25 protein-coding genes and 1 tRNA gene are annotated in these 25,193 nt (G+C 63.8%); 14 read left to right on the top strand and 12 right to left on the bottom strand.

The window, feature by feature from the left end; all coding sequences use genetic code 11:
- The first annotated feature begins 414 nt into the window (after positions 1-414).
- Together B2246_RS26395 and B2246_RS26390 are read left to right on the top strand one after the other, a co-directional pair.
- The gene (locus tag B2246_RS26395; protein ID WP_024569935.1) at positions 415-1,347 is read left to right on the top strand and encodes an amino acid ABC transporter substrate-binding protein; all 933 of its coding nucleotides are present in this window, start codon (positions 415-417) and stop codon (positions 1,345-1,347) included.
- 153 nt (positions 1,348-1,500) lie between these two features.
- Positions 1,501-2,688, top strand: a complete 1,188-nt coding sequence (locus tag B2246_RS26390; protein ID WP_035884832.1) for a benzoate/H(+) symporter BenE family transporter — start codon at positions 1,501-1,503, stop codon at positions 2,686-2,688.
- A 72-nt stretch (positions 2,689-2,760) separates the two neighbouring features.
- Here B2246_RS26390 and B2246_RS26385 read toward each other — a convergent pair whose 3' ends face one another.
- Positions 2,761-3,285, bottom strand: a complete 525-nt coding sequence (locus B2246_RS26385) for a hypothetical protein (protein WP_008649949.1) — start codon at positions 3,283-3,285, stop codon at positions 2,761-2,763.
- A gap of 338 nt (positions 3,286-3,623) precedes the next feature.
- On the opposite strand from B2246_RS26385, the gene B2246_RS26380 reads away from it, so the two are divergent.
- A complete protein-coding gene (locus B2246_RS26380; protein WP_011517120.1) occupies positions 3,624-3,953 on the top strand; it encodes a DMT family transporter in 330 nt (109 codons plus the stop codon).
- A gap of 27 nt (positions 3,954-3,980) precedes the next feature.
- Here the strand turns inward: B2246_RS26380 and B2246_RS26375 are convergent, their stop codons facing one another.
- Positions 3,981-4,307, bottom strand: coding sequence for a hypothetical protein (locus B2246_RS26375; protein WP_152415054.1), 327 nt, complete (start codon positions 4,305-4,307; stop codon positions 3,981-3,983).
- Between the two features lie 651 nt (positions 4,308-4,958).
- Between B2246_RS26375 and B2246_RS26370 the strand changes: the two genes are divergently transcribed.
- On the top strand, positions 4,959-5,657 hold the full coding sequence (locus B2246_RS26370) for a fimbrial protein (protein ID WP_286881484.1): 699 nt from the start codon (positions 4,959-4,961) through the stop codon (positions 5,655-5,657).
- 99 nt (positions 5,658-5,756) lie between these two features.
- Here the strand turns inward: B2246_RS26370 and B2246_RS26365 are convergent, their stop codons facing one another.
- The 3 genes from B2246_RS26365 to B2246_RS26355 all read right to left on the bottom strand — a co-directional run bounded on the left by B2246_RS26365 (position 5,757) and on the right by B2246_RS26355 (position 7,183).
- Positions 5,757-6,005, bottom strand: coding sequence for a hypothetical protein (locus tag B2246_RS26365; protein ID WP_008649945.1), 249 nt, complete (start codon positions 6,003-6,005; stop codon positions 5,757-5,759).
- A gap of 727 nt (positions 6,006-6,732) precedes the next feature.
- Entirely contained in the window at positions 6,733-6,936 is a 204-nt protein-coding gene (locus B2246_RS26360; protein ID WP_152415053.1) for a hypothetical protein, read from the bottom strand.
- Between the two features lie 172 nt (positions 6,937-7,108).
- Positions 7,109-7,183 (bottom strand) — tRNA-Arg (locus tag B2246_RS26355).
- Between the two features lie 109 nt (positions 7,184-7,292).
- Between B2246_RS26355 and B2246_RS26350 the strand changes: the two genes are divergently transcribed.
- Together B2246_RS26350 and B2246_RS26345 are read left to right on the top strand one after the other, a co-directional pair.
- The gene (locus B2246_RS26350) at positions 7,293-8,063 is read left to right on the top strand and encodes a PP2C family protein-serine/threonine phosphatase (RefSeq protein WP_286881487.1); all 771 of its coding nucleotides are present in this window, start codon (positions 7,293-7,295) and stop codon (positions 8,061-8,063) included.
- Positions 8,064-8,880: 817 nt separating this feature from the next.
- A complete protein-coding gene (locus B2246_RS26345) occupies positions 8,881-10,830 on the top strand; it encodes a DEAD/DEAH box helicase (protein ID WP_286881489.1) in 1,950 nt (649 codons plus the stop codon).
- A gap of 75 nt (positions 10,831-10,905) precedes the next feature.
- On the opposite strand, the gene B2246_RS26340 is transcribed toward B2246_RS26345, so the two are convergent.
- Positions 10,906-12,162 carry an ergothioneine biosynthesis protein EgtB gene (locus B2246_RS26340; protein WP_008649940.1) on the bottom strand — a complete coding sequence of 419 codons (1,257 nt, stop codon included), beginning with the start codon at positions 12,160-12,162 and terminating at the stop codon, positions 10,906-10,908.
- A gap of 130 nt (positions 12,163-12,292) precedes the next feature.
- Positions 12,293-13,381 (bottom strand): L-histidine N(alpha)-methyltransferase, encoded by a 1,089-nt coding sequence (gene egtD, locus B2246_RS26335; RefSeq protein WP_035884829.1) that lies wholly within the window; start codon positions 13,379-13,381, stop codon positions 12,293-12,295.
- Between the two features lie 569 nt (positions 13,382-13,950).
- On the opposite strand from egtD, the gene B2246_RS26330 reads away from it, so the two are divergent.
- From B2246_RS26330 to B2246_RS26320, 3 genes are all read left to right on the top strand, one after another.
- A complete protein-coding gene (locus tag B2246_RS26330) occupies positions 13,951-14,649 on the top strand; it encodes a TerC family protein (RefSeq protein ID WP_008649936.1) in 699 nt (232 codons plus the stop codon).
- Between the two features lie 107 nt (positions 14,650-14,756).
- Positions 14,757-15,551 carry a thymidylate synthase gene (locus B2246_RS26325; RefSeq protein ID WP_286881494.1) on the top strand — a complete coding sequence of 265 codons (795 nt, stop codon included), beginning with the start codon at positions 14,757-14,759 and terminating at the stop codon, positions 15,549-15,551.
- Positions 15,548-16,048, top strand: a complete 501-nt coding sequence (locus B2246_RS26320; protein WP_008649934.1) for a dihydrofolate reductase — start codon at positions 15,548-15,550, stop codon at positions 16,046-16,048. The genes B2246_RS26325 and B2246_RS26320 overlap by 4 nt, the downstream gene beginning before the upstream one ends.
- 98 nt (positions 16,049-16,146) lie before the next feature.
- Here the strand turns inward: B2246_RS26320 and pmbA are convergent, their stop codons facing one another.
- On the bottom strand, positions 16,147-17,514 hold the full coding sequence (pmbA, locus tag B2246_RS26315; RefSeq protein ID WP_286881496.1) for a metalloprotease PmbA: 1,368 nt from the start codon (positions 17,512-17,514) through the stop codon (positions 16,147-16,149).
- Positions 17,515-17,571: 57 nt separating this feature from the next.
- Here pmbA and yjgA point away from each other — a divergent pair, with 57 nt between their 5' ends.
- Positions 17,572-18,171, top strand: coding sequence for a ribosome biogenesis factor YjgA (yjgA, locus tag B2246_RS26310; RefSeq protein ID WP_411860074.1), 600 nt, complete (start codon positions 17,572-17,574; stop codon positions 18,169-18,171).
- Complete coding sequence (gene mog, locus B2246_RS26305; protein ID WP_286881498.1) at positions 18,168-18,818, top strand: molybdopterin adenylyltransferase; 651 nt, start codon at positions 18,168-18,170, stop codon at positions 18,816-18,818. The genes yjgA and mog overlap by 4 nt, the downstream gene beginning before the upstream one ends.
- Before the next feature lie 64 nt (positions 18,819-18,882).
- Here the strand turns inward: mog and B2246_RS26300 are convergent, their stop codons facing one another.
- Positions 18,883-19,764: an AEC family transporter gene (locus B2246_RS26300; RefSeq protein WP_011517153.1), complete on the bottom strand. Its 882-nt coding sequence runs from the start codon at positions 19,762-19,764 to the stop codon at positions 18,883-18,885.
- A gap of 73 nt (positions 19,765-19,837) precedes the next feature.
- Positions 19,838-20,455 carry an oligoribonuclease gene (orn, locus tag B2246_RS26295; protein ID WP_040011205.1) on the bottom strand — a complete coding sequence of 206 codons (618 nt, stop codon included), beginning with the start codon at positions 20,453-20,455 and terminating at the stop codon, positions 19,838-19,840.
- Positions 20,456-20,607: 152 nt separating this feature from the next.
- On the opposite strand from orn, the gene B2246_RS26290 reads away from it, so the two are divergent.
- Genes B2246_RS26290 through B2246_RS26280 form a run of 3 tightly spaced genes read left to right on the top strand, consistent with a single transcriptional unit; the run spans position 20,608 to position 23,178 of the window.
- The gene (locus B2246_RS26290) at positions 20,608-21,858 is read left to right on the top strand and encodes a M48 family metallopeptidase (protein ID WP_286881499.1); all 1,251 of its coding nucleotides are present in this window, start codon (positions 20,608-20,610) and stop codon (positions 21,856-21,858) included.
- Positions 21,855-22,826, top strand: a complete 972-nt coding sequence (gene rsgA / locus B2246_RS26285) for a ribosome small subunit-dependent GTPase A (RefSeq protein WP_008649927.1) — start codon at positions 21,855-21,857, stop codon at positions 22,824-22,826. The genes B2246_RS26290 and rsgA overlap by 4 nt, the downstream gene beginning before the upstream one ends.
- Positions 22,827-22,860: 34 nt before the next feature.
- On the top strand, positions 22,861-23,178 hold the full coding sequence (locus tag B2246_RS26280; protein ID WP_286881500.1) for a putative signal transducing protein: 318 nt from the start codon (positions 22,861-22,863) through the stop codon (positions 23,176-23,178).
- Between the two features lie 78 nt (positions 23,179-23,256).
- Here B2246_RS26280 and B2246_RS26275 read toward each other — a convergent pair whose 3' ends face one another.
- Both B2246_RS26275 and B2246_RS26270 read right to left on the bottom strand, forming a co-directional pair.
- Complete coding sequence (locus tag B2246_RS26275; protein ID WP_008649924.1) at positions 23,257-24,237, bottom strand: CobD/CbiB family protein; 981 nt, start codon at positions 24,235-24,237, stop codon at positions 23,257-23,259.
- A gap of 195 nt (positions 24,238-24,432) precedes the next feature.
- Positions 24,433-25,131 carry a pirin family protein gene (locus B2246_RS26270; RefSeq protein WP_035884825.1) on the bottom strand — a complete coding sequence of 233 codons (699 nt, stop codon included), beginning with the start codon at positions 25,129-25,131 and terminating at the stop codon, positions 24,433-24,435.
- Between the last annotated feature and the right edge of the window lie 62 nt (positions 25,132-25,193).

Raw genomic sequence — 25,193 nt, 5'->3', positions numbered from 1 at the left:
TTCCCCGGAATTCCTCGTTGAACCAAAAAAAGAAGGGCCCGTTCCTTCACGGGCCCAAGAGTCTCTCCTCGGTGCCCTGCTCGCAAGGCACGGCTGAAGAATAGCCATTCGCCTGAGTCACAAGAAGTCGGATAACTCCGTAAGGGAAAGCCCCCGTCAACGCGGGTTGGGTCGAAGCGTTGCGTTACGGGGACGCCGCCATTGCGTAGCGCACGTCTGCCGGCGTTTGCAGTTGTGTCACCGCCGCCCCCCGTGGAACAATCAGCGCCATCGGAAACATCCGATCGCACAACAAGAAGCAGCACCACGAAGCACGACAGAGCCGGACCGATCCGGCCAATTGGTGATCGGCGGATGGCCTCGGTGGCCAGCGCCGCCACGGTTATTTCTGACTATTTTTCGACGGGTGTCATCATGACCAATTCGGGCCTGCCACGCCGCGCCTCGTTCGGGGGCGTCGCGTCTGTCTTCCTTTCCCTCGCCGCATTGCTGACGCCGGCCGCCATCCCGGCCGCGCAGGCGGCATCCAGTCCGGTTATCCAGCGCATCCAGCAGACCGGCGTGATCCGCATCGCGCACCGCGAAAGCTCCGTGCCGTTCTCGTTCATGGCCGACGGCAAGCCAGTCGGGTACGCCGTCGATCTGTGCCTGAAAGCGGCTGACGCCGTGCGCGCCCAACTGAAAATGCCGCAGTTGCGCGTGGAGTGGGTGCCCGTGACGCCGGCCACGCGCATCCCGGCCATCGTCGATGGCAAGGCCGATCTGGAATGCGGGTCGACCACCAACAATCGCGAGCGTCGCGAACAGGTCGCCTTCACGATCCCGCACTACATCGCCGGCAGCCGCATGCTCGTCAAGTCGGATTCCGGCATCCGCCGCTGGAGCGACCTGCGCGGCAAGACCGTCGTCTCCACCACCGGCACCACGCCGCTGGCCATGATCCGCAAGATGGACGAGTCCGGCGCGATGGGCTGGAAGGTCCTGGAGGCCAAGGACCATGCCGAGGCGTTCGCGATGGTGGAATCGGGCCGCGCCGATGCGTTCGTGATGGACGACGTGCTGCTGTTCGGTCTGCGCGCAAACGCGAAGAACCCTGCGTCGCTGGCGGTGACCGGCGACCTGCTGACGATCGAACCCTACGCGATCATGCTGTCGAAGCAGGACGCCGAGTTCAAGAAGATCGTCGACAAGGCCCTGGTCAACGCGATCTATGACCAGGAAACCCAGAAGCTCTACCGCAAGTGGTTCCAGCAGCCGATCCCGCCCCATGGGATCACGCTGGATATTCCGATGAGCTACCTGCTGCGGGACTCGTTCAAGTTCCCGAGCGACAAGGTGGCGGATTGAGGCGCTGACGCCGACCGCCGGTCTTTCTCCCCTTTCACCCCTTTCTCCCCCGCTCCCCACTTGCGGGAGAGGGGGAGAAAACAGAACACCACTCCGGTCATCCCGTGCGAAGATACCGCCCGTTGCCCTCGGGCCCGCACCGCACGATCCACCATGACCGCCGCCCCCCTCAAGCTGTCCGACCTGTCCGTTTCCACCACGGTGGCCGGGCTGATCGCCATGCTGACCGGCTACACCAGTTCGCTGGTCCTGATGATTCAGGCCGGGCAAGCCGCGCACCTGACCGATGCCCAGATATCGTCCTGGATCTGGGCGCTATCGGTCGGCATGGGTGTCACTACGCTCGGACTATCGCTGCTGATGCGGGTGCCGATCGTGATCGCATGGTCCACGCCCGGGGCGGCGCTGCTGATCGCATCTCTGCCCGGGGTGCCCTACCCGGAAGCGATTGGCGCGTTCCTGATGGCGGCCCTGCTAATGACGGCGGCCGGCCTGACCGGCTGGTTCGACAAGCTCATGAAGGCACTACCGGCCAGCATCGCTTCGGCCTTGTTGGCCGGCATCCTGTTCCGCATCAGCGTCGACGTATTCGTCCAGGCCCAGCACCAGACGCTGCTATTGCTGGTGATGTTCGCCGTCTACCTGCTCGGGCGGCGCTGGTGGCCGCGGTATGCGGTGCCCGGTGTGCTGGTGATCGGCGTGGCGCTGGCCGGCGTACTCGGCCAGCTGCACTTCGAGCAGTTTCACTTCGCCGTGACCATGCCGGTCTGGACCACGCCGGCGTTCTCGGTATCTGCGTTCGTCAGCATTGCCGTGCCGCTGTTCATCGTGGCGCTGGCGTCCCAGAACATCCCGGGGCTGGCCGTGCTGCGTGCCGATGGCTACCACGTGCCGGCCAGTCCGCTGATTGCGGTCACCGGCCTGGCATCGGCCATCCTGGCGCCGTTCGGATCGCACGGCATCAACCTGGCGGCCATCACGGCCGCGATCTGCACCGGCCCGCAGGCTGACGCCGATCCGCGCCGCCGCTACATGGCCGCCGTGGTCTGCGGTATCGGCTACCTGGTCATGGGCATCATGGCGGCCAGCATCGCCGCATTGTTCGCGGCCTTCCCGAAGGCGCTGGTGGTGGCAGTCGCCGCCTTTGCGCTGCTTGGCTCGATCGCCAACGGCCTGACGGTGGCCATGCAGACGCCGGCCGAACGGGAATCGGCCCTGCTGACGTTCATGATCACGGCGTCAGGCATGACGCTGGCAGGCGTCGGCTCGGCGTTCTGGGGCGTGGTGGGCGGCATGCTCGCGCTGCTGGTGCTCAAGCCGCGCGAGCCAAAGTCCGCTTGATGGTCGCCTGAAGGTCGCCTGAAGGTCGCCTGATCGTCGCCGGGCAACACCCGGGCTCAACGACCCGATCTGCTACAGCAGCAGGAAGGCGATGTCCGCCACGCCGATCTGCGTGAGCAACATGCCCTTGCGGCGCTGGAACAGCACGTGCTCGAGCACCCGGTCACGGTGCTCGGCGAACACAGCGGGATCGAACCGCAATGCGGCGGTGGCGTAGTGCTCCGCCAGCAGCTTGTAGACGCGATGGCGCACCAGCAGCAGTTCGTTGTCGGTTTGCAGGCGCGACATCTCGACGCTGTGCTCATCCTCGAGCTGCCGCATGCTGACCACCACGCGCGCGTGCATCCCTCGATAGCGATCGATCTCGGCATGGGCGCGGCGCAATTCGTCGCGCAGCGTCCGCACCTCCTGCATCAGTTTCAGATTTTGCTGCACGCCTCGCTGAATGCGGGACGCTTCTTCCAGCGCGTGATCGGCGGCGGCAATTGTGTTCTGCCAGACGCCCTCTCCCGGATCGCGCCCGGGATCGGACTCCCCCTGCAAATGGCCGAGTCGCGTGGTCGGCCAGGCCGTTACCCCGTCAAGCTCGTTGTTCATGATGCTCCCCTTGATCCCAACTACAACCTCGCCAGCCGCCGGCGTATGTTTTGGTGCCGGCATGGTCAGGCCAGATTGGATACCGCCGCGACATTCTGGAGGCGCCTCTTGTGTATTCCCGGGCGCCCCGTGCGTTTTCAGCGCATACCATCATTCAATTCCCCTATCCCTTGCAGGGCAACCACCGTGTGGGAGGGTAATCGATCACCTGAAAGCACTATGACGCCAGGATTCTCGGCAATTCGTCCCATGGTTTGCAGCCCCGTTTGGGGGTGATCGGGGGCGCGGATTGCATAATATCGAATCCGCGTGCCGCAACAGTCTCTTTTGATCAATTCATGAACGGATATCTGCTCCTCGCCCTGGCCATCGTTGCCGAAGTCATCGCCACCAGCAGCCTCAAGGCCGCCGAGAACTTCACGCGCCTGGTCCCCAGCGTCCTGGTGGTGACCGGATACGTGGCGGCGTTCTGGTTGCTGATGCAGGTGATGAAAACAGTGCCAGTCGGTGTGGCCTACGCGATCTGGTGCGGCGCCGGCATCGTGCTCGTGACGCTCATTGCATCCGTGCTCTACCGGCAGGTCCCCGACCTGGCGGCCTGGCTAGGCATCGGGCTGATCATCGCCGGCGTGGCGGTAATCCAGCTTTTCTCGAAGATGTCGCACTGATTCCGACAGCACCCTGCCCGGCTGCGCTCACCCCTTTGGTGGCAGCGTGCGCAGCAGCCGATTGACCTGGGCCAGTGTCTCGCATTCGTCAGCCTTGCGCTGCCGGCGCTGCTCGACGATTTCCAGCATGGCGCGGATCTGCCCATTCTTGGCCTCGCATGCCTCGCGATTCGGCTCCGCGCACGGGACCTCCAGCTCACCCCGCAAGCTCTCCTGCACGATATTGATCAGCGCCGTGCAGCCCGATGTATCGGCCAGCGCCGGATCGGACGCCGGTGGCACCGCCAGAGCCGGCATCGCACCAATCAGGACAAGCAGCGGCAACCGGCAGAGGTTCGCGCGGACGGATGGCATGGTTGGGCGGAAGCTGGCCAAATGGGTCCTCGTTTGCGGCGTGAAGCCGACATCATATCCGTTCGCTGAATCATCCAATCGGAAATGTCCACAAGGTAAGCGGGTCGCGTCAAGAGACGCCGCGTTTCGCCTGAACAGAGACATTCAATTTATTACGATTCACACACCAACAGCCCCCCCTTAGAGTCGACACTCGACGAAACTGGCTTTGGAGCATGGCATCGAATGCACCACGATGGCGGTCACCGTTCCCTTCAATAGATGATGGACTGCCGCACGAAATCTCAATCCCGGTGCGCTTCCATCGACGACAAACGATTGCCCATGCTTGAACCGCTCATCAGACCTTTCCAATCAACCGGATGGAAGCCGGCCACGCGCGGACTTATCCGGATCACCCTCCTCGTTGGCTGCATCGTCTTGAGCCAAGTCCAGCCGGCGTCAGCGGGTGAGGTCATCTATCCATCTATCGAATCGACCTCGTTCAATCTGTCATTTGGGACGTCGTTAATGACTTCTTCGCGAGTCGAAAGGATCGGGAAGCAACTGGCACGCGAGTGGCGGAATCCCGGCGTTAGACTTTCTGATGTTCGCTGCTCAATAACGAAAACAGCAAGTGTCAGTGGGGTTCCAGTGCCAGGAATGCCCAATGTGTACCAGACCAATCTGACCGGCTTCGGTATACGCTTCGCACTCACCGACGGCTGGGCGGGGCTTTTCACGCCAGCACCACAGACGGCAACGTTTTCTGCGGCGAGTCCAAGCATCTCCGCCGCGGAGTACTTCTCTGCCGAAATCATCGTGACTGGTCCCATGGAGTCCGGTACCCTGACCGGCCTGCCTTCCATGACCGTTCAGTTCTCAGGCAGTTGCTTCAATACGGTCACCCGTACCGTGACGATCACGCCCGGCACACGGATCGTCGCCAACAGTTGCACCGTCACGACGCCGCACGTCGAGGCGGCGTTACCCCCGGTCAGGCTTGCGAGCCTGCTACCAGTCGGCAACGTTAGCGCCGAGCGCGCCGACTTCAACATCAGTTTTTCGTGTCCAACCGGTATCGGCGTCTATATCACGTTGACGGACGCAACCCGGCCCGGCAACAGGACGAACAATCTCTCGCTGACGCCTGATTCCGCGGCGCAGGGCATCGCGCTTCGACTGTCGAGTGGCGGCACGCCAATCACCTTTGGCGCCGATTCCGCAGTACGAGGAAACCCCGGGCAATGGTACGTGGGGCCGTCTGCCGCCACCACCCTTGTGCCCTTGACCGCGCGCTATGTTTCAACGGGAACCGTCATTCCCGGCGCTGTCAGAGCGCTGGCAACGTTCACGCTCAGTTATCAATAACTGGCGGGCGCGGACACCGGCCAAGATGAAAACAGACCATCGTGAAATGGTCTGCCAAAAGGGGTAGCTCGGTGGATAGGTAGATCAGCGACGGGCCGATCAGTCGTCTCCCCAACGCCAGCGTGGCGGCTCCCCCTTGATCCAGCAAACGACAAACAGCGCCAGGCTCAGGATCACCACGAGGAAGACGAAGACAACGGGACGGTGGTCAACACGGAAGAAGAAGACAGCCAGCGCTAGCATCGCGAAATACGCGCCATAGGCTACCCAGCCTTGCCAGCAAGTCGGGAGCCCCCATCCCCAGCCATAGCGCTTGGCGTGAAACCAGTATTCAGGGTCGGTCTGCATGGTCAGGCTCCGTATGCCGCATGGACGTCAGCGCAATGTACCCGCGCGTGACTGGATCCTCAACGATACGCCTGCCCCGTGGACCTAACGGGGTGCCGTCGCAGGAACGACTGTGGTCCCCGGAGGCGCGATGAACGGAATGAACTTGCAGGGCTCACGCTGTCCCAACGAGCAGTTGGATCCGATCGCGCAGCCGGTAAGTAACAAGGCAAAACACATACTGGCCAATGCTTTCATCAGAATACTTCCAGAGTATTCCTACAGCGTAGCACTGCATCCAACCAGCTCTTCGCCGCAACTGAAACACATATGACCTGCCACAACTTTTCATGTTCGGATCGTTCCCGATGCTAGCGCAGACAATCAATGTGCCAAGGTCAAGTGGTCATGGTTGGAAGGCTGACACGTAGTGAACTGCTGCGGCAATTTCTAAGGCAAGTCAATTCGCCTTGATTTCCAGCTACCAGTCTCAGCGTCAGCAAGACCACGGGCGAGGATGGCCTTGTCCGTCTCGCCCTACCTGATTGTCGGCCTTGTCCACACAGACGGGGCGCGTCCAGCCGCCCCATCTACCGTTGGCCACCTCGCGTGGCAGCAACTACGGATAGTTCATGTACAGCGTCACAATGGCGCTGACGCTTCCGCCGGTGATGACCTGCTCCGTCTGGAAATACGTAGGGAGTCCCCATCCCATCCGTGGCCGCCTGGCACGAGATCAGGACACACACTAATAATGCGGGCCGCCCTGCCAGCGATCCCGGTCATTATCGTTGTCCCGGTGATCGTTCCGGTCACGATCGCCATGATCGTAATCAGATCGACCATCTCCGCCGTAGTACCCACCGCCTCTGTGGTCACCATGGTCGGGTGTAATGACGCACCCGCCAAGCAGCGCCACGGAGGTGATGAGAATCACAAGAATGGGCTTCATATGGCACTCCTGTTCAGCCTTTTCCCTTCTCGAGCATACGCATTGGATTACCGCCACGATGTAGGAACGAGGACATTCCGCAGCAAGACGTTCTCCTACAGCGAGAGACGGCACGGCGCGAAACAATCGGAGGCAACGATGAAGGGAGGGAGAAGCCAGTGCAGACTGATGATGGTCCCGCCGACAGGAATCGAACCTGTATCTAGCGCTTAGGAGGCGCTCGTTCTATCCATTGAACTACGGCGAGCGGACCGTCTGCCTGGGGCTCGCGCCGCATCGGGGCAGGCGAGCCAAAAGACGGGGCGCAGTATAGCAAACTCGGACGCAGGATCGGCGACAGCCGCTATGCTGGACATATGGAGAACACAGCAGAGTTCCAGTGGGAATCCGCCGCCCACACGGATGTTGGACTCGCGCGGGCACGCAATGAGGATGCGTGGCTCGCCACGCCCGGCCTCTGGGTCGTGGCCGATGGTATGGGCGGCCACGCGCTTGGCGATTTCGCCAGCCACTCGATCGTGGAGGCGCTGTCGACGCTATCGCTGCCCGGCGATCTCGATCAGGCCATCGACGATACACGCGCTGCCATCCTCGGCGTCAATCAGTTGCTAATGGATGAAGCGCGGCAGGCGCGGGTACGCGTGATCGGCAGCACGGTGGTAGCGCTGCTCGCGCGCGGGCATCAATGCGCCTGTCTCTGGGCGGGCGACAGCCGGCTCTACCTGCTCCGCGCCAACCATCTGCAACAGCTCACGCGCGACCACAGTCACGTGGAGCAATTGCGCGCGCGTGGCCTTATTACCGCCGAGGAAGCGAAACACCATCCCGCGCACAACGCGATCACACGCGCCGTGGGGGCTGCCGCCACGCTTGACCTTGAAACGCTCACGCTGGACGTCCGGGACGGCGACATGTTCCTGCTCTGCAGCGATGGCCTCTACAACGACGTCGACGATACGGACATCGCCTCGGTACTGGCCTCCGGGGATTGCCGGCACGCGGCGGATGAACTGGTGAGACTGGCGCTGGCGCACGGTGGTCAGGACAACGTCACGGTGGTGGTGATCCGCGCCAGCGAGGCTGACGGCGGCTCGGAATCGCCCTCCTCGTCGGACACCACGGGCTGACCCGCCAAACGTGGCTCAGCGCAAGCAGCGCGCCACACACAGCACAAATAGAAAGCCCGCCAACTGAGTGGCGGGCTTGGGCTGCGGACGGGCCCGGACCTCCTGGGTCTGCGTCGCCGGCAATTCCGGTCATTCCTGTGCCAAGCATGTTTCCCGTGATTCCGCCCATGACGCGGACGTCCATCCGGACCACCCGGACAGTCGAAGAAAACCTGGCAATGGCAACAATGACCGCAATGCCGGGGGGCGAGTGGCAAGCCAACCTTGCCAAAGGCAGGATCAGCGGGACATGTCGTCGTCCGCCCCGTACGAGCATCGAAGCTCGCGCTCTCGAGTATAGGCAGCAAGGCCGGACATTCAAGCCATGTGCGCGATACATCCCGTTACCTTTTCGGACTTTTCGCACCGCAACAAAATATTCGGTGTTCTGCTATACTTCGCGCCGTGAGTTTCGCACTGTGAGTTCCGCAACTCGCCCGGCTTTCAACGCTGTGGCGTATCCGCTACCTCCCAAGCTCTGCTCCCTGCCTCTGTCATTTTCTCGGAAGTATCGCTGACAGGTGCCTGGCCAGAACGCACCACTCACCTGACGCTGCCTCGTCTCCGATCCTGAAGAACAGCCCGATTGTTAGCTGTTTGCCTGCTAGGGTTCCGGTTGGTTTCTCGATAACCAGTCGCCCCTGCCTGCCGCCGTTTTGCCAGCTGAGTCTGTCGAACGGCCCACCGATTGGCGCCGAAGCCTTTTTAAGACTTTGCACTGCGCCCACCCCTTCGCGCACATCTGCCAGGGGTGCCATGCATTTTTAAGACGTACGACATGACCCAGCACGATTTCCGTGCGGAGCAGCCTATTGCCTCCGCCACCGACGCATTCGCCACGCCCGCCGATACCGCCAGCCCGCTCGACAAGCTCGACGCCATGCTGAACGCTGACGCCGCACCGGCCGTGGAAGCCTCGGAAAACGGCTTCGCAAAACTCGGCCTCGACCCCGCCATCCTGCGCGCACTGGCCGAAGCCAACTACAACACACCTACACCGGTGCAGGCGCAGGCCATCCCCGCCTTCCTGGCCGGCCGCGACCTGCTGGTTTCCAGCCAGACCGGCTCGGGCAAGACCGCCGCGTTCATGCTGCCCGCAATCCAGCGCATCAGCGAAAAGCCTGCCACGACGCATCGCCCGACCGAACCGGCCAAGCGCATGAAGGGCAAGCGCCCCCGTCCGTCTCCGGCCCAGCCGTCGCTGCTGGTGCTGACGCCGACGCGTGAACTGGCCCTGCAGGTAACCGAAGCTGCCGCCAAGTATGGCCGCCATCTGCGCCGTATCGTCTGCGCCAGCATCCTGGGCGGCATGCCCTACCCGAAGCAGCTGGCCATGCTGGCCCGTATGCCGGACATCCTCGTGGCCACGCCGGGCCGCCTGCTCGACCATATCGAAGCCGGCCGCATTGACCTGTCCGCGCTGGAAATGCTGGTGTTCGACGAAGCCGACCGTATGCTCGACATGGGCTTCGCCGACGACATCGACGCCATCGTCGCCGCCACGCCGGCATCGCGCCAGACGCTGATGTTCTCGGCCACGCTTGACGCCCGCATCGCCCAACTGGCCTCGCGCCAGCTCCGCGACCCGCAGCGTATCGAGATCGCCGCCGCGCGCGCCGACCACAGCAACATCGAACAGCGCCTGCACTTCACCGACGACATGTCGCACAAGGAGCGCCTGCTCGACCACCTGCTGCGCGATGCATCGCTCAAGCAAGCCATCGTCTTCACCGCTACCAAGCGCGATGCCGATTCGCTGGCCGAGCGCCTGTCGGACACCGGCTTCTCCGCCGGCGCGCTGCATGGCGACATGACCCAGGGCGCGCGTAACCGCACGCTGACGGCCCTGCGCCGTGGCAACCTGCGCGTGCTGGTGGCCACCGACGTGGCCGCGCGCGGCATCGACGTGCCCGACATTACCCACGTGGTGAACTTCGACCTGCCCAAGCAGGCGGAAGACTACGTGCACCGCATTGGCCGCACCGGCCGTGCCGGTCGCTCGGGTGTGGCGATCAACCTCGTGAACCACGGTGACATGTTCCAGTGGCGCCGTATCGAGCGCTTCACGAACAACCGCATCGACGCCTCGGTGATCGAAGGCTTCGAACCGCGTCGCTCGCCGAAGCCGCGTTCGAACTTCGGCGGCAAGCCGGGCGGCCGCGACGGCTTCCGCGGCAACGGTGGCACCGGTGGCGGCTATCGCGGCAACAACGGCGGTGGCTATCGCGGCAACCGCGAAGGTAACGGCGACCGCAACTTCGGCGAGCGCCGATTCAGCAGCGACAACCGTGGCTTCGGCGATCGCGCCCCGCGTCCGTTCGGCGACGACAACCGTGGTGGTTTCGGCGATCGTGGCGAGCGTGGTTTCGGCGACCGCAGCAATGGCAATAGCAATGGCGGCTACCGTGGCCAGGGTCAAGGCCAAGGCCAAGGCCAGGGCCAGGGCCAGGGCCAGGGCCAGGGCCAAGGTCAGCAGCGCAGCTTCGGCGGCGAACGCAGCTTCGGCAACCGCGACTTCGCGCAGCGCGATGGCAACCGTGACGCCGCACAACGTGACGGTAACCGCAGCTTTGGCGGCAACCGTGACGGCCAGCGCGACGGCAACCGCAGCTTCGGTGACCGTAGCTTTGGCGATCGCAGCTTCGGCGACCGCAAGTTCGGTGATCGCGGTGGCGACCGCGCCGGCTTCGGCGGCCAGCGCAACAGCCGCTCGCGTTACGAGCGATAAATAAAAAGGCACCTTCGGGTGCCTTTTTTTATGCTGTCGGCTTGCCTGCGACGAGCGCGAGCCGCTGATGCCCCCTCACACCGCGCAAGTCCTGAACCCGACGAATGAGACATCGTCCTCGGGCAGCAGCGCGGTTCGCGCGCGCGTATGGCGCAGTCGCGCAGGGCTCGCAAACGACACACCCCGCACCACCTGATGGGTACCGAAGCGGCCGACGATCTCGCCGTCCGTCGGCTCTGCGATGAAGCCCAGGTAGGGCTCGTATGGCGTGGCGGTCCACTCGCGCAGCGCGCCCCACTGGAGTCCGCGATTCTGCGTGGCCGCCAGTTCCCATTCGACTTCCTGCGGCAGGCGGCGGCCCGCCCACACGCACCATGCCTGCGCCTCGAACAGGGTCACGTGCCGCACCGGTTCATCGGGGTTAAGCGTGCGCTCGGCACCGAAGCGCGACACCACCCAGCTTCGCGTCACCGCATGGCGAGACCAGTAGCGCGGTGCGGACCGCTCCTGCATCATCAGCCACTGGCGGCCCGCCGCGGACCAGTACGCAGGATGCTCATAGCCGCCGTCCTCGACGAACTCGAGGTATTGCGCGTTGGAGACCAGTGCCGCATCCATCTCGAACGCCGGCACATAGACCTTCTGGGGCGGCAGTTCATCGGGCCATGCGAAACCATCGGCATCGCTCCAGCCCTGCGTGAAGTTTCCGCCCGGAAAATGCAGCGCGTCGTTGTGCGAGACCGATGCCGCCGGGCCCACGGACGCCGGCTCGGCTGGCGCTACGCCCAAGGACTGCAACAATGCCGCGATGGTCTCCCCCTGCACGTCCTCGTGGTACAGCGCGCGGCGGAACGGGTACAGCGTTGCGTCATCGTCGTCGGCCAGCAGCGCGATGCGGCGCAGCAATCCATCCAGCACCTGGGCCGCGTACTGCTTGACGCGCGATACATCGGGTAGCGCGATTTCCCAGCGCTCGTCCGGACCGATGCGCTCGGGATCGAACCACTCGTCGGCGCCATCGAGCAACGATGGCTCGCTGGCCACCGGCAGGCGGATACCGCCCTGCTCCAGATGGCGCACACCGCGCAGACACCACCACTCGGCGTGCCAGGCGACGTGGCCCAGCGTCCACAGCGGCGGGTTGCAATCGTACTGACGCGGGACGGTCCAGCCACGGCGTGTCTGACCAAACGCACCCAGCCACGCCAGCGTGCGGTTGCGCGATTCCACGAGCGCCTGCGCCAGCCCCTCGCGCGGCAGGCGCCGCGCATCGGGCCACGCCGCCTTGCCGCCGGTAAAGTGAAGATCGGGAAGCATGGAGAAGCCGCTCATCGCAAGGTCCGTGACTGAGGGTGAAAGAAAAGCCGGACACGCCGGCTGCGCGCATTATGACACCGGCGAGCCGGTGCCATTTTCCGCGCGCCCTATCCCCCTGCCGGCGCCGCGGCTTCTCCACTGGCGTTCAGCCGCGAGCGTGGAAAACGGCGAACCAGCCACGCGGGTCGGTCCAGCTTACGGGGTCGGTGAAACCAGCCGATTCCAGCAGGATCGCAAAATCCTCGGGCCGATACTTGTGCGAGTCCTCGGTATGGATCCGCTCCCCTTTGGCAAAGTTGCGTTCACCATCGGGCCAGCGAACCGTCACCGCGCGCTCGGCCTCGAGGTGCATCTGGATGCGGGATGCCTGCTGATCGAACGATGCCACGTGGCGCCAGTCCTCGAGCGCGAAGTCGCTGCCCAGGATCCGGTTCACATTGCGCAGCACATTGCGATTGAACGCGGCCGTGACACCAAGGGCATCGTCATAAGCCGCGACCAGCGTATCAGCGTCCTTGTAGAGGTCGACGCCGATCAGGACACCATCGCCATGACCCGTCACCGCGCGTAGCCGCTGCAGTAGCGCCAGCGCATCGATCGGTGTGAAATTGCCGATGCTGGAACCCGGGTAGAAGAGCAACCGGCGGCCACGCCTGACGCTGGATGGCAGGTCGAGTGGCCCGCACAGGTCCGTGCCCAGGCCGAGCATAGGGATATGCGGATGCTGTTGCTGCAACCCGGACAGGGTGCCGCGCAGGAAATCCACCGAGATATCGAGCGCGACGTACTGGGCCGGCTGCAGGCTCGGGAAAAGCCGGGCGGCCTTCTCGCAGTTGCCGGCGCCGAGGTCGATCAGCACGCAACCGCTACCGGCACGCGCCGCGATCGCCGGGGCGACGCTGGCGAAGATCGACGCCTCGGTGCGCGTCGGGTAGTACTCGGGCAGGTCGGTGATGGCCTCGAACAGGCGCGAGCCGAGCACATCGTAGAAGAACTTCGGGCTGATGCCCGCCTGCGACCGGAGCAATCCGGAGACGATCTCCGCGCGCAGCGCATCACTGTTCTCGTGATATTGCTGAATGAATTCCGGCCGGAGCGCGGCATGGGCGCCGTTCGCCACGACCAGGCGTGGCGTCGGGTCCTGCGCGTGTTCGGGAGCGGAATGGTGGTTGGCGTGGTGGAGAGGCTGAGGCTGGGGGCGAGACGGGTTCAGTGGTGTCGTAACAGCCGGCATGACGTTTCCTTATTGTCGATGGGCACTACGTGAATCCCTCAAAGACCGCATGGCACGACGGGCACACGGTTGGCGTGGGGTGCGCTCCTGTCGTGTCTGACGCACACCGACCGACCGCCAATCCAACAAGCATAGGCGCATATGCATATGCGTGCGTCATGCATTGCATGACCCGGCAGCCCCGCATTTGCCTACACACTTTGTCCATACATTCAGACACATTGTCGGTGATGCAACATTTTTCCCGCAGCTTCGGTATAATCGCGCCCAACGCAAAACGCCGGAGCATCCGGTGTCAGCGTCCCTTCCAAAGGGAAGTTAAAGGGGAGTAGCTTGGGGGCCCATGCCCTTAGCACAATCGTCATTCCGAGGCGCTGACCCGTCTCCGGTTGTGCTGACCCTGGTACGCATACCGTGCCAGCGTGTCGAGCAAGACCTTTGCAACCTGGTGTTACGGTTTGCAAAGGCAGTCCCGCCCTTGTCGGCAACTTCCGTCGCTCCGTAATTCCAGGTGTCAAAAAACTTGCTGGCCCGATCGGCCCGCAGCAATTTGCACTTGAGGAGCCTACATGGAGTGGTTTACCGATCTGTTCACGATGCAGTTCCTGACAGCACTGCTGTCGATCGTCGTCATCGACCTGGTACTCGCCGGCGACAACGCCATCGTGATCGCCCTGGCGGCGCGTAACCTGCCGCCGCACCTGCAAAAGAAAGCCATTGTCTGGGGCACCATCGGCGCCGTGGTCGTGCGCTCGGCAATGACCATCGGCGTGGTCTGGCTGCTGAAGATCCCCGGCCTGCTGCTGGTGGGTGGCCTGGCGCTGGTCTGGATTGCCTACAAGCTCCTGGCCGCCGAGGAAGACGGTGACGAGCACGGCAGCGGCGCCAGCACGCTGGTGGGCGCGATGAAGACGATCATCATCGCCGACGCAGTCATGGGCGTGGACAACGTGCTGGCCGTGGCCGGCGCCGCCCACGGCAGCTTCCTGCTGGTGGTGCTGGGTCTGCTGATCAGTATTCCGATCGTGGTCTGGGGCTCGAGCCTGGTGCTCAAGCTGATGGCACGCTTCCCGTCCATCATCTACGTGGGTGCCGGCGTGCTGGCCTTCACGGCTGTGAAGATGATCCTGGGCGAGCCGATCACCAAGCCGTTCTTCGAGGCGCAACCCATCGTCAAGTGGGCGCTGTACCTGGTGATCGTCGGCGGTGTGCTGGGCGCCGGCTACCTGACGCAGAAGCGCCGGGAGCCGTCCACCCAAGCCAACTGACACCCCGCATCTGACGCAGAAAGCCGCCTTCGGGCGGCTTTCTGCTTTCAGGCTAAAATCCCCGCTTGCGGCCCGCGCGCCGACGTCACTTCCCACTTCCTGTTCCGATGAAACAGTACCTCGACTTCATGCGCCATGTGTACGAGCATGGCACCGAAAAGTCCGACCGCACCGGCACCGGTACGCGCTCGGTCTTCGGCTACCAGATGCGCTTCGACCTGAACGAGGGCTTTCCCGTCGTCACCACGAAAAAGCTGCACCTGAAGTCGATCATCCATGAACTGCTGTGGTTCCTGCAGGGCTCGACCAACATCCGGTACCTGAAGGAAAACGGCGTCACCATCTGGGACGAATGGGCCGATGCCAATGGCGAACTGGGTCCGATCTACGGCTACCAGTGGCGCGCATGGCCGACGCCGGACGGTCGCCATATCGACCAGATCACCGAGGTCGTGCGCCAGATCCGCGATAACCCCGATTCACGCCGGCTGATCGTGTCGGCCTGGAACGTGGGCGAGATCCCGCAGATGAAACTGCCGCCCTGCCACGCGTTCTTCCAGTTCTACGTGGCCGACGGCAAGCTGTCCTGCCAGCTCTACCAGCGCAGCGCCGACATCTTCCTCGGCGTGCCGTTCAACATCGCCAGCTACGCGCTGCTGACGCACATGATCGCGCAGCAATGCGACCTGGGCGTGGGCGATTTCGTGTGGACCGGTGGGGACTGCCACATCTACAGCAACCACTTCGAGCAGGTGGCAACGCAGCTTTCGCGCGAGCCGATGAAGCTGCCGACGCTGCGGATCAAACGTCGTCCGGACAGCATCTTCGACTACAAGTACGACGATTTCGAACTGGTCGGCTATGAGTCGCACCCCGCGATCAAGGCGCCGGTGGCCGTATGACGCTGCTGACTCTGATCGTCGCGCGCGCGCGCAACGGCGTGATCGGCCGCGACAACACCTTGCCGTGGCGCCTGCCGGAAGACTTGCAGCATTTCAAGCGCACGACCATGGGCGCGCCGATCATCATGGGTCGCAAGACCTGGGATTCGATCGGGCGCCCGCTGCCGGGGCGCCGCAATATCGTGGTGAGCCGCAACCGCGACCTGCATATCGAGGGCGCTGATGTGGTGGGATCGATCGAGGATGCGCAACGGCTGTGCATAGGTGCGGAACAGGTATTCCTGATCGGCGGCGCGCAGCTCTATGCGGAGGCACTGCCGAGCGCCGATCGCCTGATCGTCACGGAAATCGACGCGGATGTGGAAGGCGATGCGTTCTTCCCGGCCGTGGACCGCACGACATGGGTCGAGACCGCGCGTGAGGTACACCATTCGGAAACGAATGGCTTCGACTATGCGTTCGTGACGTACGAACGGCCGGCGTCCGGGGAAGAATAAAAAAGGGCGGCGCAAACGGGTTCACCCGCTTGCGCCGCCCTTCGTCGTCCCTGATCGACCCTTGTCGTCTCTCCCGTTCGGAAGAGACGCACAAACCATCAGTTCCCGGCGATCGTCATCTGCTCGATCAGGATCGAGCCAGTCTCCTTGGTGCCACGCACCAGCGCATCGGCACCAACGGCAACGATCTGGCGCAGCATCTCGACCATGTTGCCGGCGATCGTGATTTCCTCCACCGGATACTGGATCACGCCGTTTTCGACCCAGTAGCCCGAGGCGCCGCGCGAATAGTCGCCGGTCACGTAGTTCACGCCCTGCCCCATCAGCTCGGTCACCATCAGACCGGTACCCATCTTCTTCAGCATCCCGACGAAATCATCGCCCGCTTGCGTCTGCGAGCTGGTCAGCGTGAGGTTGTGCGAGCCGCCCGCGTTGCCGGTAGTCTTCATGCCGAGCTTGCGTGCCGAGTACGTCGACAGGAAGTAGCCCTGCACCACGCCGTCGCGCACCACGTCGCGCTCGTGCGTGCGCACGCCCTCTTCGTCGAACGGCGCGCTGCCCATCGCGCCCGGCACGTGCGGCCGTTCGTAAACCTGGATGTGCGGCGCGAATACTTCCTTGCCCAGCGTGTCATACAGGAACGTCGACTTGCGATACAGCGCGCCCCCCGACACCGCCTGCACGAACGCGCCCAGCAGGCCAGCAGCCAGTGGCGCCTCGAACAGCACCGGGCACTTGCGCGTGGACAGCTTGCGGGCGTTCAGGCGGGCCAGCGCGCGCTCCGCCGCATAGCGGCCAATCGCTTCCGGCTCAGCCAGCGCTCCAGGAGCGCGCTTCGATGAATACCAGTCATCCCGCTGCATGCCACCGCCCGAACCGGCGATTGGCGCACACGAGATGAAGTGGCGCGAGTAGGGATAGCCGCCCGAGAAGCCGCGCGACGTGGCCAGCACAAACTGCGAGTGCTGGGCCGACACGCTCGCGCCGTCGCTGTTGCGAATCTTCGGCGAGACGGCGAAAGCCGCCGCTTCGGCGCGGCGGGCAATGTCGATCGCGCCTTCGGCATCGATGGTCCACGGGTGGAACAGGTCCAGATCCTGGGGGTCGCGCTCCAGCAACTCTTCCTCGGCCAGGCCAGCGCAGTCATCCTCGGCCGTGAAACGGGCGATGTTGTACGCGGCTTCGGCCGTGGCGCGCAGCGCGGCGGCCGAAAAATCCGACGTGCTGGCATTGCCGCGACGCTTGCCGATCATCACCGTCACACCCACCACCTTGTCGCGGTTCTGCTCGATGGTTTCCACCTCGCCCTTGCGCACCGACACCGACAGGCCACTGCCCTCGGAAATCTCGGTGGCGGCATCCGTCGCGCCTAGCTCGCGTGCCACACGCAGCACATCGGCCGCCATGGCCTTGAGCTGGTCCTGGGTGTAGGTGAAATGCGCGGTCTGTTCAGCGGTCTGGCTCATATGGGCGGGCGTGATCAAAAGTCCAAACGGGAATCATAGCAAGATAAAATGCCGCCCATGACGCGAAATACCCGTAACAATCCCAATGGCCGATTCCCGGGCGCCTTTGCCCCGGAGGACGAGGACGACCTGCCCAAGAGCAAGTCCCAGCGCAAGCGCGATATGACGGCGCTGCAGGACATTGGCGCCGAGCTGGAGTCCCTGCCCAAGGACAGGCTGGCGCGCGTGCCCATGCCCGAGGCGCTGGCCGACGCGATCCACGCGGCCCGCAAGATCACGAGCCACGAAGGCAAGCGCCGCCAGATGCAGTTCGTCGGCAAGGTCATGCGTGGCCTGGACGACGACGAAATTGCCACCATCCGGGCGGCTCTGGAAGGCTTCAAGGGCACCAGCAAGGCCGAAACGGCCCGGATGCACCTGATCGAGCGCTGGCGCGAGTTGCTGCTGGCCGACGACGACGCGCTGACCAAGTTCCTTGGCGAGCACCCAAGCGTGGACGTGCAATCGGTACGCAACATCATCCGCAATGCCCGCAAGGAAAAGGAACTGGCCAAGCCGCCGAAGTACTTCCGCGAGTTGTTCCAGGCCATCAAGAGCGCGCTGGAAGAGAAGGACGCCGACGCGGCCCCAGACAACGCACCGGAGCCCGAAGCATGAACCCGCAGACCCCGCTGACATCGCCCGTCGCCCGCAAGAGCCCAGACGAGCTGGTGGTCGGCTTTGTGTCGATTTCCGACCGGGCGTCGTCCGGCACGTACCAGGACGAAGGCATCCCCGCGCTGCGCGACTGGTTCGGCAAGACGCTGACCACGCCGTGGCAGTCTGTGGAGCGGCTGATTCCCGACGAGCAGGCGCAGATTTCGCGCACGCTGATCGAACTGGTGGACGTGGCTGGCTGTGACCTGGTGCTGACCACGGGCGGCACCGGCCCTGCGCGCCGCGACGTGACGCCGGAAGCCACGCTGGCCGTCGGCACCAAGGAAATGCCGGGTTTTGGCGAGCAGATGCGCCAGGTCAGCCTGCATTTCGTGCCGACCGCGATTCTGTCGCGCCAGGTGGCCGTGATCCGCGAAACGCCGAGCCGCGCCGCGCTGATCGTGAACCTGCCCGGCCAGCCGCGCGCCATCCGCGAAACGCTGGAAGGCCTGCGCGATGCCGATGGCAAGTCGATCGTTCAGGGGGTGTTCGCGGCCATGCCGTATTGCATCGACCTGATCGGCGGACCGTACATCGAGACCGATGAAGCGGTGGTCAAGGCCTGGCGGCCGAAGAACGCCGTGCGCCCGAAGCCGGCATCGGCTTGAAGTTTGAGGTTTGACGTTTTCTCCCCACACCCGCCCGGCGGGAGCGGGGAGAAGACTGAAAGGTTCACTTCAAACCCAGGTACAGCCCGATCGGCACGAATACCACCGCCGCGATATTGCCGAGCAGCACGATCGACGCCACCTGATCCGGCTCCTGCCGGAAGTGGTCGGCTACCAGGAAGTTCAGCACTGCCGGCGGCAGCGCCGCGAAGACGAACAGCAGTCCGCGTTGCAGGTCGGTCATCGGCACCCACCAGGCCAGTCCCAGCGCCACGACGATCCCCGCCAGCGGGCAAACCGCTGCGCCCAGCACCCCCATCCCCCAGTTGCGCAGGCTGACGTCCTTCATACGCACGCCGAGCGCGAACAGCATCAGCGGCACCGTGGCATCGCCCAGTAGCTTGATGGACTCGTAGACCGGCTCGGGCAAGGTGAAGTAGGGCTTCGCCAGCGACAACGCCACACCGGCCACCGTGGCCAGCACCATCGGGTTGCGCGCGATCTGCGCCATCGATGCTTGCCGGTTGACGATCTTCATGCCGACCGTGAAATGCATCAGGTTCGATGCCGCGAACAGCGCCACGGCCGGGGCCAGGCCTGCCGGACCGAATGCGAACACCGACAGCGGCAAGCCCATGTTGCCGCAGTTGTTGAACATCATCGGCGGCACGAAAGTGCGGGGATTGGCCCCGATCATCCGTGCCACGAGCCAGGCAAGCACCCCCGAGCCGATCACCACGGCCACCGCGCAGGCCAGCAGGACAAGCTGGTCGGCCAGCACGAAGTCCTTGCTGATGAACGCCGACACCACAAGTAACGGCGCAATCACTTCCAGCGTCGCCCGGTTGATGCCAGTCATGTCCGGATGGGCACGGCGTCCGTAGAGCCAGCCAATCAGGATGATCAGGATGACCGGGGTGATGATCGAGACGATGCGCGTGAACATGGGCGGGGGCGACAGGGTGGCGCGGCGGAGGCCGCGCACCGGCCCGCCACGTGGAGGTACTACTTTTGAACGGTCAGGCTGCTGGTGCCTGGGGTGCGTCGGGCGCCTCGGGCGTGGCGGAGGCCGACGTCTTGATGAAATGCTGGCGGTAGTAGCGCAGTTCTTCCACCGATTCCAGGATGTCCGCCAGGGCCGTGTGAAGCTGGCGCTTGGTGAAACCCTTGTGGATCGCCGGTTCCCAGCGCTTGCAGAGTTCCTTGAGCGTCGAGACGTCCAGGTTGCGGTAGTGGAAGAACGACTCGAGCTTGGGCATGTAGCGCGCCATGAAGCGACGGTCCTGGCAGATCGAATTACCGCACATCGGCGACTTGTTGGCCGGCACCCAGCGCTTCAGGAACGCCAGCAATTCGGCCTCGGCCTGGGCTTCTGTCAGCGTGGACGCCTTGACCTTGTCGATCAGGCCCGAGCGGCCATGGGTACCCTTGTTCCAGTTGTCCATCGCGTCCAGCACGGCATCCGGCTGATGGATCACCAGCACCGGCCCTTCGGCCAGGATATTGAGTTCGGAGTCAGTGACCACTACCGCCACTTCGATAATCCGGTCGGTGTCCGGCTGCAGGCCGGTCATTTCCATGTCCAACCAGACGAGGTTGTTTTCACTTTTGACGGAGGATGCGGAAGGGCTTGTCATTCTGGCGGTACGGCTCGATATGGAGGTCGGATAAGAGCGCCCGACGAGTTACCCAAGGGTACGGCGGGCGAACAATTTATAATTCTCGCATATCCGCCCCGATGGCCAGGTATGCATGTCTTCCGCCGCGCCATCGTCAACAAGGCCCACAGATGTTCACGCTGATCTTTCTTGCCGCACTGGTTGTCATGGTGCTGACCAAACTCTGGCTGGCCAGCCGCCAGATTCGCCATGTGGGCCGTCATCGCGGCGCCGTGCCGGAACGCTTTGCCGACACCATCACATTGTCCGCCCACCAGAAAGCGGCGGACTACACCATCGCACGCACGCGGCTGTCGATGCTCGAGGTGCTGGCCGGCGCGGCCGTCCTGATCGGCTTCACGCTGCTGGGCGGCCTGCACGCGCTGAACCAGCTCTGGCTGCACGTATTCGGCGGCGGTGGCTACTTCTATGGCGTCGCGCTGATCGCCAGCGTGGTACTGATTGGCGGGCTGATTGACCTGCCCTTCTCGCTCTACGGCCAGTTCGTGGTCGAAGAGCGCTTCGGCTTTAACAAGATGACGTTCGGCCTGTGGCTGGCGGACTTGCTCAAGATGGCCGTGGTGGCCTGCGTGCTGGGCCTGCCGCTGCTGCTGGCCGTGCTGTGGCTGATGGACCAGGCCGGCACGTACTGGTGGGTCTGGACCTGGCTGCTGTGGATGGCGTTCAGCCTGCTGCTGCAGGTGATCTTCCCGACCTTCATCGCCCCGCTGTTCAACAAGTTCGAACCGCTCAACGACGAAACCCTGCGCGAGCGCATCGAGGCGCTGCTGCGCAAGTGCGGCTTTGCCAGCAAGGGCCTGTTCGTGATGGATGGCAGCCGGCGCAGCGCCCATGGCAACGCTTATTTCACAGGCTTTGGCGCATCGAAGCGCATCGTGTTCTTCGACACCCTGCTGTCGCGCCTGGATGGCGAGGAAGTGGAAGCGGTGCTGGCGCACGAACTGGGCCACTTCAAGCGTCGTCACGTGGCCAAGATGATGATCGTGACGTTTGCGCTGTCGCTGGTGTTCCTGGCCCTGCTCGGCTGGCTGGCCACGCGCGAATGGTTCTTCACCGGGCTGGGCGTGCTGCCGAACTTCGGCAGCAGCAACCACGCGCTGGCGCTGGTGCTGTTCTTCCTGACGCTGCCGGTGTTCACGTTCTTCCTGGGCCCCCTGGCCAGCGTATCGTCGCGCAAGCATGAGTTCGAGGCCGACGAATTCGCCGCGCACCAGACCAATGCTGGCCATCTGGTCTCGGCGCTGGTCAAGCTGTACAAGGACAACGCCGCGACGCTGACCCCCGACCCGCTCTACAGCGCGTTCTACTACTCGCATCCGCCCGCAGCCCAGCGGATCGACCGCCTGCTGGCGCACGCATGACCCGCAGCGCGCGCCATCACAACGCCGGGAAAGGCACCGGCAAGAACGACTCGAGCGAATCGGCACTGATTGTCGCGGCACACGGCCGGCACTATGTCGTGGAACGCGCGGACGGCACGCACCTGCATGCGTTTCCGCGTGGCAAGAAGAGCGATGCCGCCGTGGGCGACCATGTACGCGTGGAACTGGCCTCGGTGGATCAGGGTGTGATCACCGCGATCGATCCGCGCAAGAACCTGCTGCACCGCTCCGACCAGTTCAAGTCGAAGCTGCTGGCTGCGAATATCGACCAGGTCATCATCGTCCTGGCCACCGAGCCCAGCTTCTCCGAAGACCTGCTGGGCCGCGCCCTGGTATCGGCCGAAGCGCTGGAAATCCGGCCGCTGGTGATCCTGAACAAGACCGACCTGACCGCGCGGCTCGATGACGCGCGGCGGAGGCTGAAGCTCTACCAGGACCTGGGCTACGAGACGCTGGAGCTATCCGTGCACGGGCGCCCGGAAGAGGCGCTCGCCGCGCTCAAGCCGCGTACGGCGGGCGTCTCCAGCATCATGATCGGCCAGTCCGGCATGGGCAAGTCGTCGCTGCTGAACCTGCTGATCCCGGGTGTGGAAGCGCAGACGCGCGAGATCTCCGCGAAGCTCGACTCGGGCAAGCACACCACCACGTTCACCCGCCTGTACCACCTGCCCGAGGAATGGGCAGTGGTCGACGGCCGTCCGGGCTATCTGATCGACTCGCCAGGCTTCCAGGAATTCGGACTGCACCACCTGAGCGAAGGCATGCTCGAGCGGGCATTTCCGGAGTTCCGGCCACGGCTGACCGAATGCCGATTCTACAACTGCCATCACATCAACGAGCCAGGCTGCGGGGTGCTGCAGGCCATCGACGACGGCACGATTTCCACCCGCCGGCATCAGCTCTACACGCAGTTGCTGCACGAGTCACGCCAGCAGAAGCCGTGGTAAGGTAAGCGCACCTGCCCGTTCGCTTCGCACCATCATGAAACTGCTGCTGAGGACGCCATCGCTGGTCCACGCCGCGCACTGCGAAAACGTGCTGCGCGCGGCGGGCATCCAGGCCGAGGTCCGCAACACATGGCTGGCGGGCGCGGCGGGTGATATCCCGCTGCAGGAAAGCGCACCTCAGGTTTGGATTCTCGATGACTCTACCGAAACCGATGCCTGGGCGGTGCTGAATGCCGCCGCAAACCCGAGGCCGGGTCCGCCCTGGCAGTGCCGGCACTGCGGAGAATGGCATGAGGCGCAGTTCGCGGCGTGCTGGCGCTGTGGGCAGCCACAGGAGCAGGCCGTCGGATAGACCAACCATCGGCCAACGGGAAAAAGAAAAAAGCGCCAACGATGTGGCGCTTTTTCCTTTGCGAGAGTCGCTTCGGGCTCAACCCACCCACAACGCCAGCGAAATCATCGCCAGCAGAATCATCCAGAGGACCACGGCACGCCAGACCAGACCAACCGCCGATTGCAGCGTGCGAACACCCGGATCGCTGCCGAATTCGGGCGGCACGGGGTCCGAACCATCGTCCATGCCAGGAGCATAGTCGACGCCCGCCACGCTCATGCGCAGCATCACACTCGAATCGTCCTCGGCCAGCGGCGCGCCGAGCCGGACGCCAAGCGCCCCGCCACCACTGGCAAGCAGGATGCCGTTGACCGCATCGTTCCATTTGCGCGCGTGGTTGCGCCACGCGTAGACCGCATCCTCGAAGTTGCCGACGATCGCAAATCCGATCGAGGTCAGGCGCGACGGGACCCAATCGAGCACGTAGAACGCCTGCGCGGCAAAGCAACCCAGGGCCGGGCTGCGTTCGTTGGACGGGCTGTTCCACTGCCGGCTCAGATACTCGGCGGTGCGATAGAGGATCACGCCACCCGGGCCGATCGGCACCAGGAACCAGAAGAACACGCCAAAGACATGACGGTGCACGGCGACGATCGCCGCTTCAAGCGTATGACGCACGATCTCGCTGACCGGCATTTCGACGGTATCGAGCCCGGTCCACTCGTGCAGGATCGTCCTCGCGGTATGCAGGTCGTCGCGGTTGAGCGCCTCGTGGATGTCGGTGAAGTAGTGGCTGAACTGCCGGAACCCGAGGGTCAGGTACAGCAGCAGCACATTCCAGACCAGCGTCAGCGCGATGCTGATCGAAGACAGCAGATAGTGGACGATCACTACCGCCAGCGTCAGCGGTAATACCACGGTCAGCCAGGCCAGCGCGGCATCGCGCGGGCGACCGGTATCGAATGCGTGCTCGGCCCGGTCGCCCAGCACGCGCACGATGTCGAAAATCGGATTGTTCCGACCCAAGGCGCGGAACTGTTCGGCAATCAGCGCCAGAAGAATGGAAACGAAAGTCATCGGGTGACGATTAATCGGTGTGCGGCGAAGTGCCGCGGCGGTCCCTTGGCCGTATAGCCAGACGATAGCATAGCGCTTCGGTGGCTTTGCAATACTCGTGTAAGCACTGGTAAGCAAAAAGCTAAAAGCGGCAAAAATACAAAACGCCCGCCGAAGCGGGCGTCAATGCCACGGGGTAGGAAACGGATGAGCCGGTCAGGACAGATCGAAGACCAGCACCTCGGCCCCGCTGCCTTGCGACAGGTTCACGGTTTCCACGTCTTCCAGCTTCGCGGCGTCGCCAGCCTCGAGCGCCTGGCCGTTCATGCTGATGCGCCCACGCGCCACGTGGACATAGGCGCGACGGCCCGGTGCCAACGACAGCGTGGCAGTTTCATCGCCATCGAACAGGCCCGCGTATAGGCGCACATCCTGATGGATCACCACCGAACCTTCGGCGCCGTCCGGGCTGCCCACCAGGCGCAGGCGACCGCGCTTGTCGGCGGCTTCGAAGCGCTTTTCCTCGTAGCCGGGTTCGATGCCGGTCTCGTTCGGCATGATCCAGATCTGCAGGAAATGCGTCGTATCGTGCGCCGCGTGGTTGTATTCCGAATGGCGCACGCCCGTGCCGGCGCTCATGCGCTGCACATCGCCCGGACGGATCACGCTGCCGTTGCCCATGCTGTCCTTGTGGGCCAGCTCGCCTTCAAGCACATAGCTGATGATCTCCATGTCCCGGTGCCCGTGCGTGCCGAAGCCCATGCCCGGCGCCACACGGTCCTCGTTGATCACGCGCAGCGACCCGAACTGGACATGGCGCGGATCGTAGTAATCAGCAAACGAGAAGCTGTGGTACGACTTGAGCCAGCCATGGTCCGCATACCCACGCTCTTCAGATTTACGGATTTCAATCATTTTGATGGCCCTCCTTGTGGCCTGGCTATCGACCCAGATGGCTAGATCCATATGGGTCAGGG

Origin of the sequence: Cupriavidus sp. UBA2010, assembly GCF_002335265.1 — a bacterium.
Lineage (GTDB): Bacteria > Pseudomonadota > Gammaproteobacteria > Burkholderiales > Burkholderiaceae > Cupriavidus > Cupriavidus metallidurans.
This window is presented reverse-complemented; position numbering and strand designations above follow the sequence as displayed.

Coding starts and splice junctions, on each gene's coding strand:
- B2246_RS26395 (WP_024569935.1), top strand. CDS start 415: ATGACCAATTCGGGCCTGCCACGCCGCGCCTCGTTCGGGGGCGTCGCG.
- egtD (WP_035884829.1), bottom strand. CDS start 13,381: ATGCCGGCTGTTACGACACCACTGAACCCGTCTCGCCCCCAGCCTCAG.
- B2246_RS26290 (WP_286881499.1), top strand. CDS start 20,608: ATGTTCACGCTGATCTTTCTTGCCGCACTGGTTGTCATGGTGCTGACC.
- B2246_RS26360 (WP_152415053.1), bottom strand. CDS start 6,936: ATGAAGCCCATTCTTGTGATTCTCATCACCTCCGTGGCGCTGCTTGGC.
- B2246_RS26325 (WP_286881494.1), top strand. CDS start 14,757: ATGAAACAGTACCTCGACTTCATGCGCCATGTGTACGAGCATGGCACC.
- pmbA (WP_286881496.1), bottom strand. CDS start 17,514: ATGAGCCAGACCGCTGAACAGACCGCGCATTTCACCTACACCCAGGAC.
- B2246_RS26300 (WP_011517153.1), bottom strand. CDS start 19,764: ATGTTCACGCGCATCGTCTCGATCATCACCCCGGTCATCCTGATCATC.
- B2246_RS26275 (WP_008649924.1), bottom strand. CDS start 24,237: ATGACTTTCGTTTCCATTCTTCTGGCGCTGATTGCCGAACAGTTCCGC.
- B2246_RS26390 (WP_035884832.1), top strand. CDS start 1,501: ATGACCGCCGCCCCCCTCAAGCTGTCCGACCTGTCCGTTTCCACCACG.
- B2246_RS26375 (WP_152415054.1), bottom strand. CDS start 4,307: ATGCCATCCGTCCGCGCGAACCTCTGCCGGTTGCCGCTGCTTGTCCTG.
- B2246_RS26385 (WP_008649949.1), bottom strand. CDS start 3,285: ATGAACAACGAGCTTGACGGGGTAACGGCCTGGCCGACCACGCGACTC.
- orn (WP_040011205.1), bottom strand. CDS start 20,455: ATGACAAGCCCTTCCGCATCCTCCGTCAAAAGTGAAAACAACCTCGTC.
- B2246_RS26280 (WP_286881500.1), top strand. CDS start 22,861: ATGAAACTGCTGCTGAGGACGCCATCGCTGGTCCACGCCGCGCACTGC.
- B2246_RS26330 (WP_008649936.1), top strand. CDS start 13,951: ATGGAGTGGTTTACCGATCTGTTCACGATGCAGTTCCTGACAGCACTG.
- B2246_RS26320 (WP_008649934.1), top strand. CDS start 15,548: ATGACGCTGCTGACTCTGATCGTCGCGCGCGCGCGCAACGGCGTGATC.
- B2246_RS26350 (WP_286881487.1), top strand. CDS start 7,293: ATGGAGAACACAGCAGAGTTCCAGTGGGAATCCGCCGCCCACACGGAT.
- B2246_RS26345 (WP_286881489.1), top strand. CDS start 8,881: ATGACCCAGCACGATTTCCGTGCGGAGCAGCCTATTGCCTCCGCCACC.
- yjgA (WP_411860074.1), top strand. CDS start 17,572: ATGACGCGAAATACCCGTAACAATCCCAATGGCCGATTCCCGGGCGCC.
- B2246_RS26365 (WP_008649945.1), bottom strand. CDS start 6,005: ATGCAGACCGACCCTGAATACTGGTTTCACGCCAAGCGCTATGGCTGG.
- B2246_RS26270 (WP_035884825.1), bottom strand. CDS start 25,131: ATGATTGAAATCCGTAAATCTGAAGAGCGTGGGTATGCGGACCATGGC.
- rsgA (WP_008649927.1), top strand. CDS start 21,855: ATGACCCGCAGCGCGCGCCATCACAACGCCGGGAAAGGCACCGGCAAG.
- mog (WP_286881498.1), top strand. CDS start 18,168: ATGAACCCGCAGACCCCGCTGACATCGCCCGTCGCCCGCAAGAGCCCA.
- B2246_RS26340 (WP_008649940.1), bottom strand. CDS start 12,162: ATGAGCGGCTTCTCCATGCTTCCCGATCTTCACTTTACCGGCGGCAAG.
- B2246_RS26380 (WP_011517120.1), top strand. CDS start 3,624: ATGAACGGATATCTGCTCCTCGCCCTGGCCATCGTTGCCGAAGTCATC.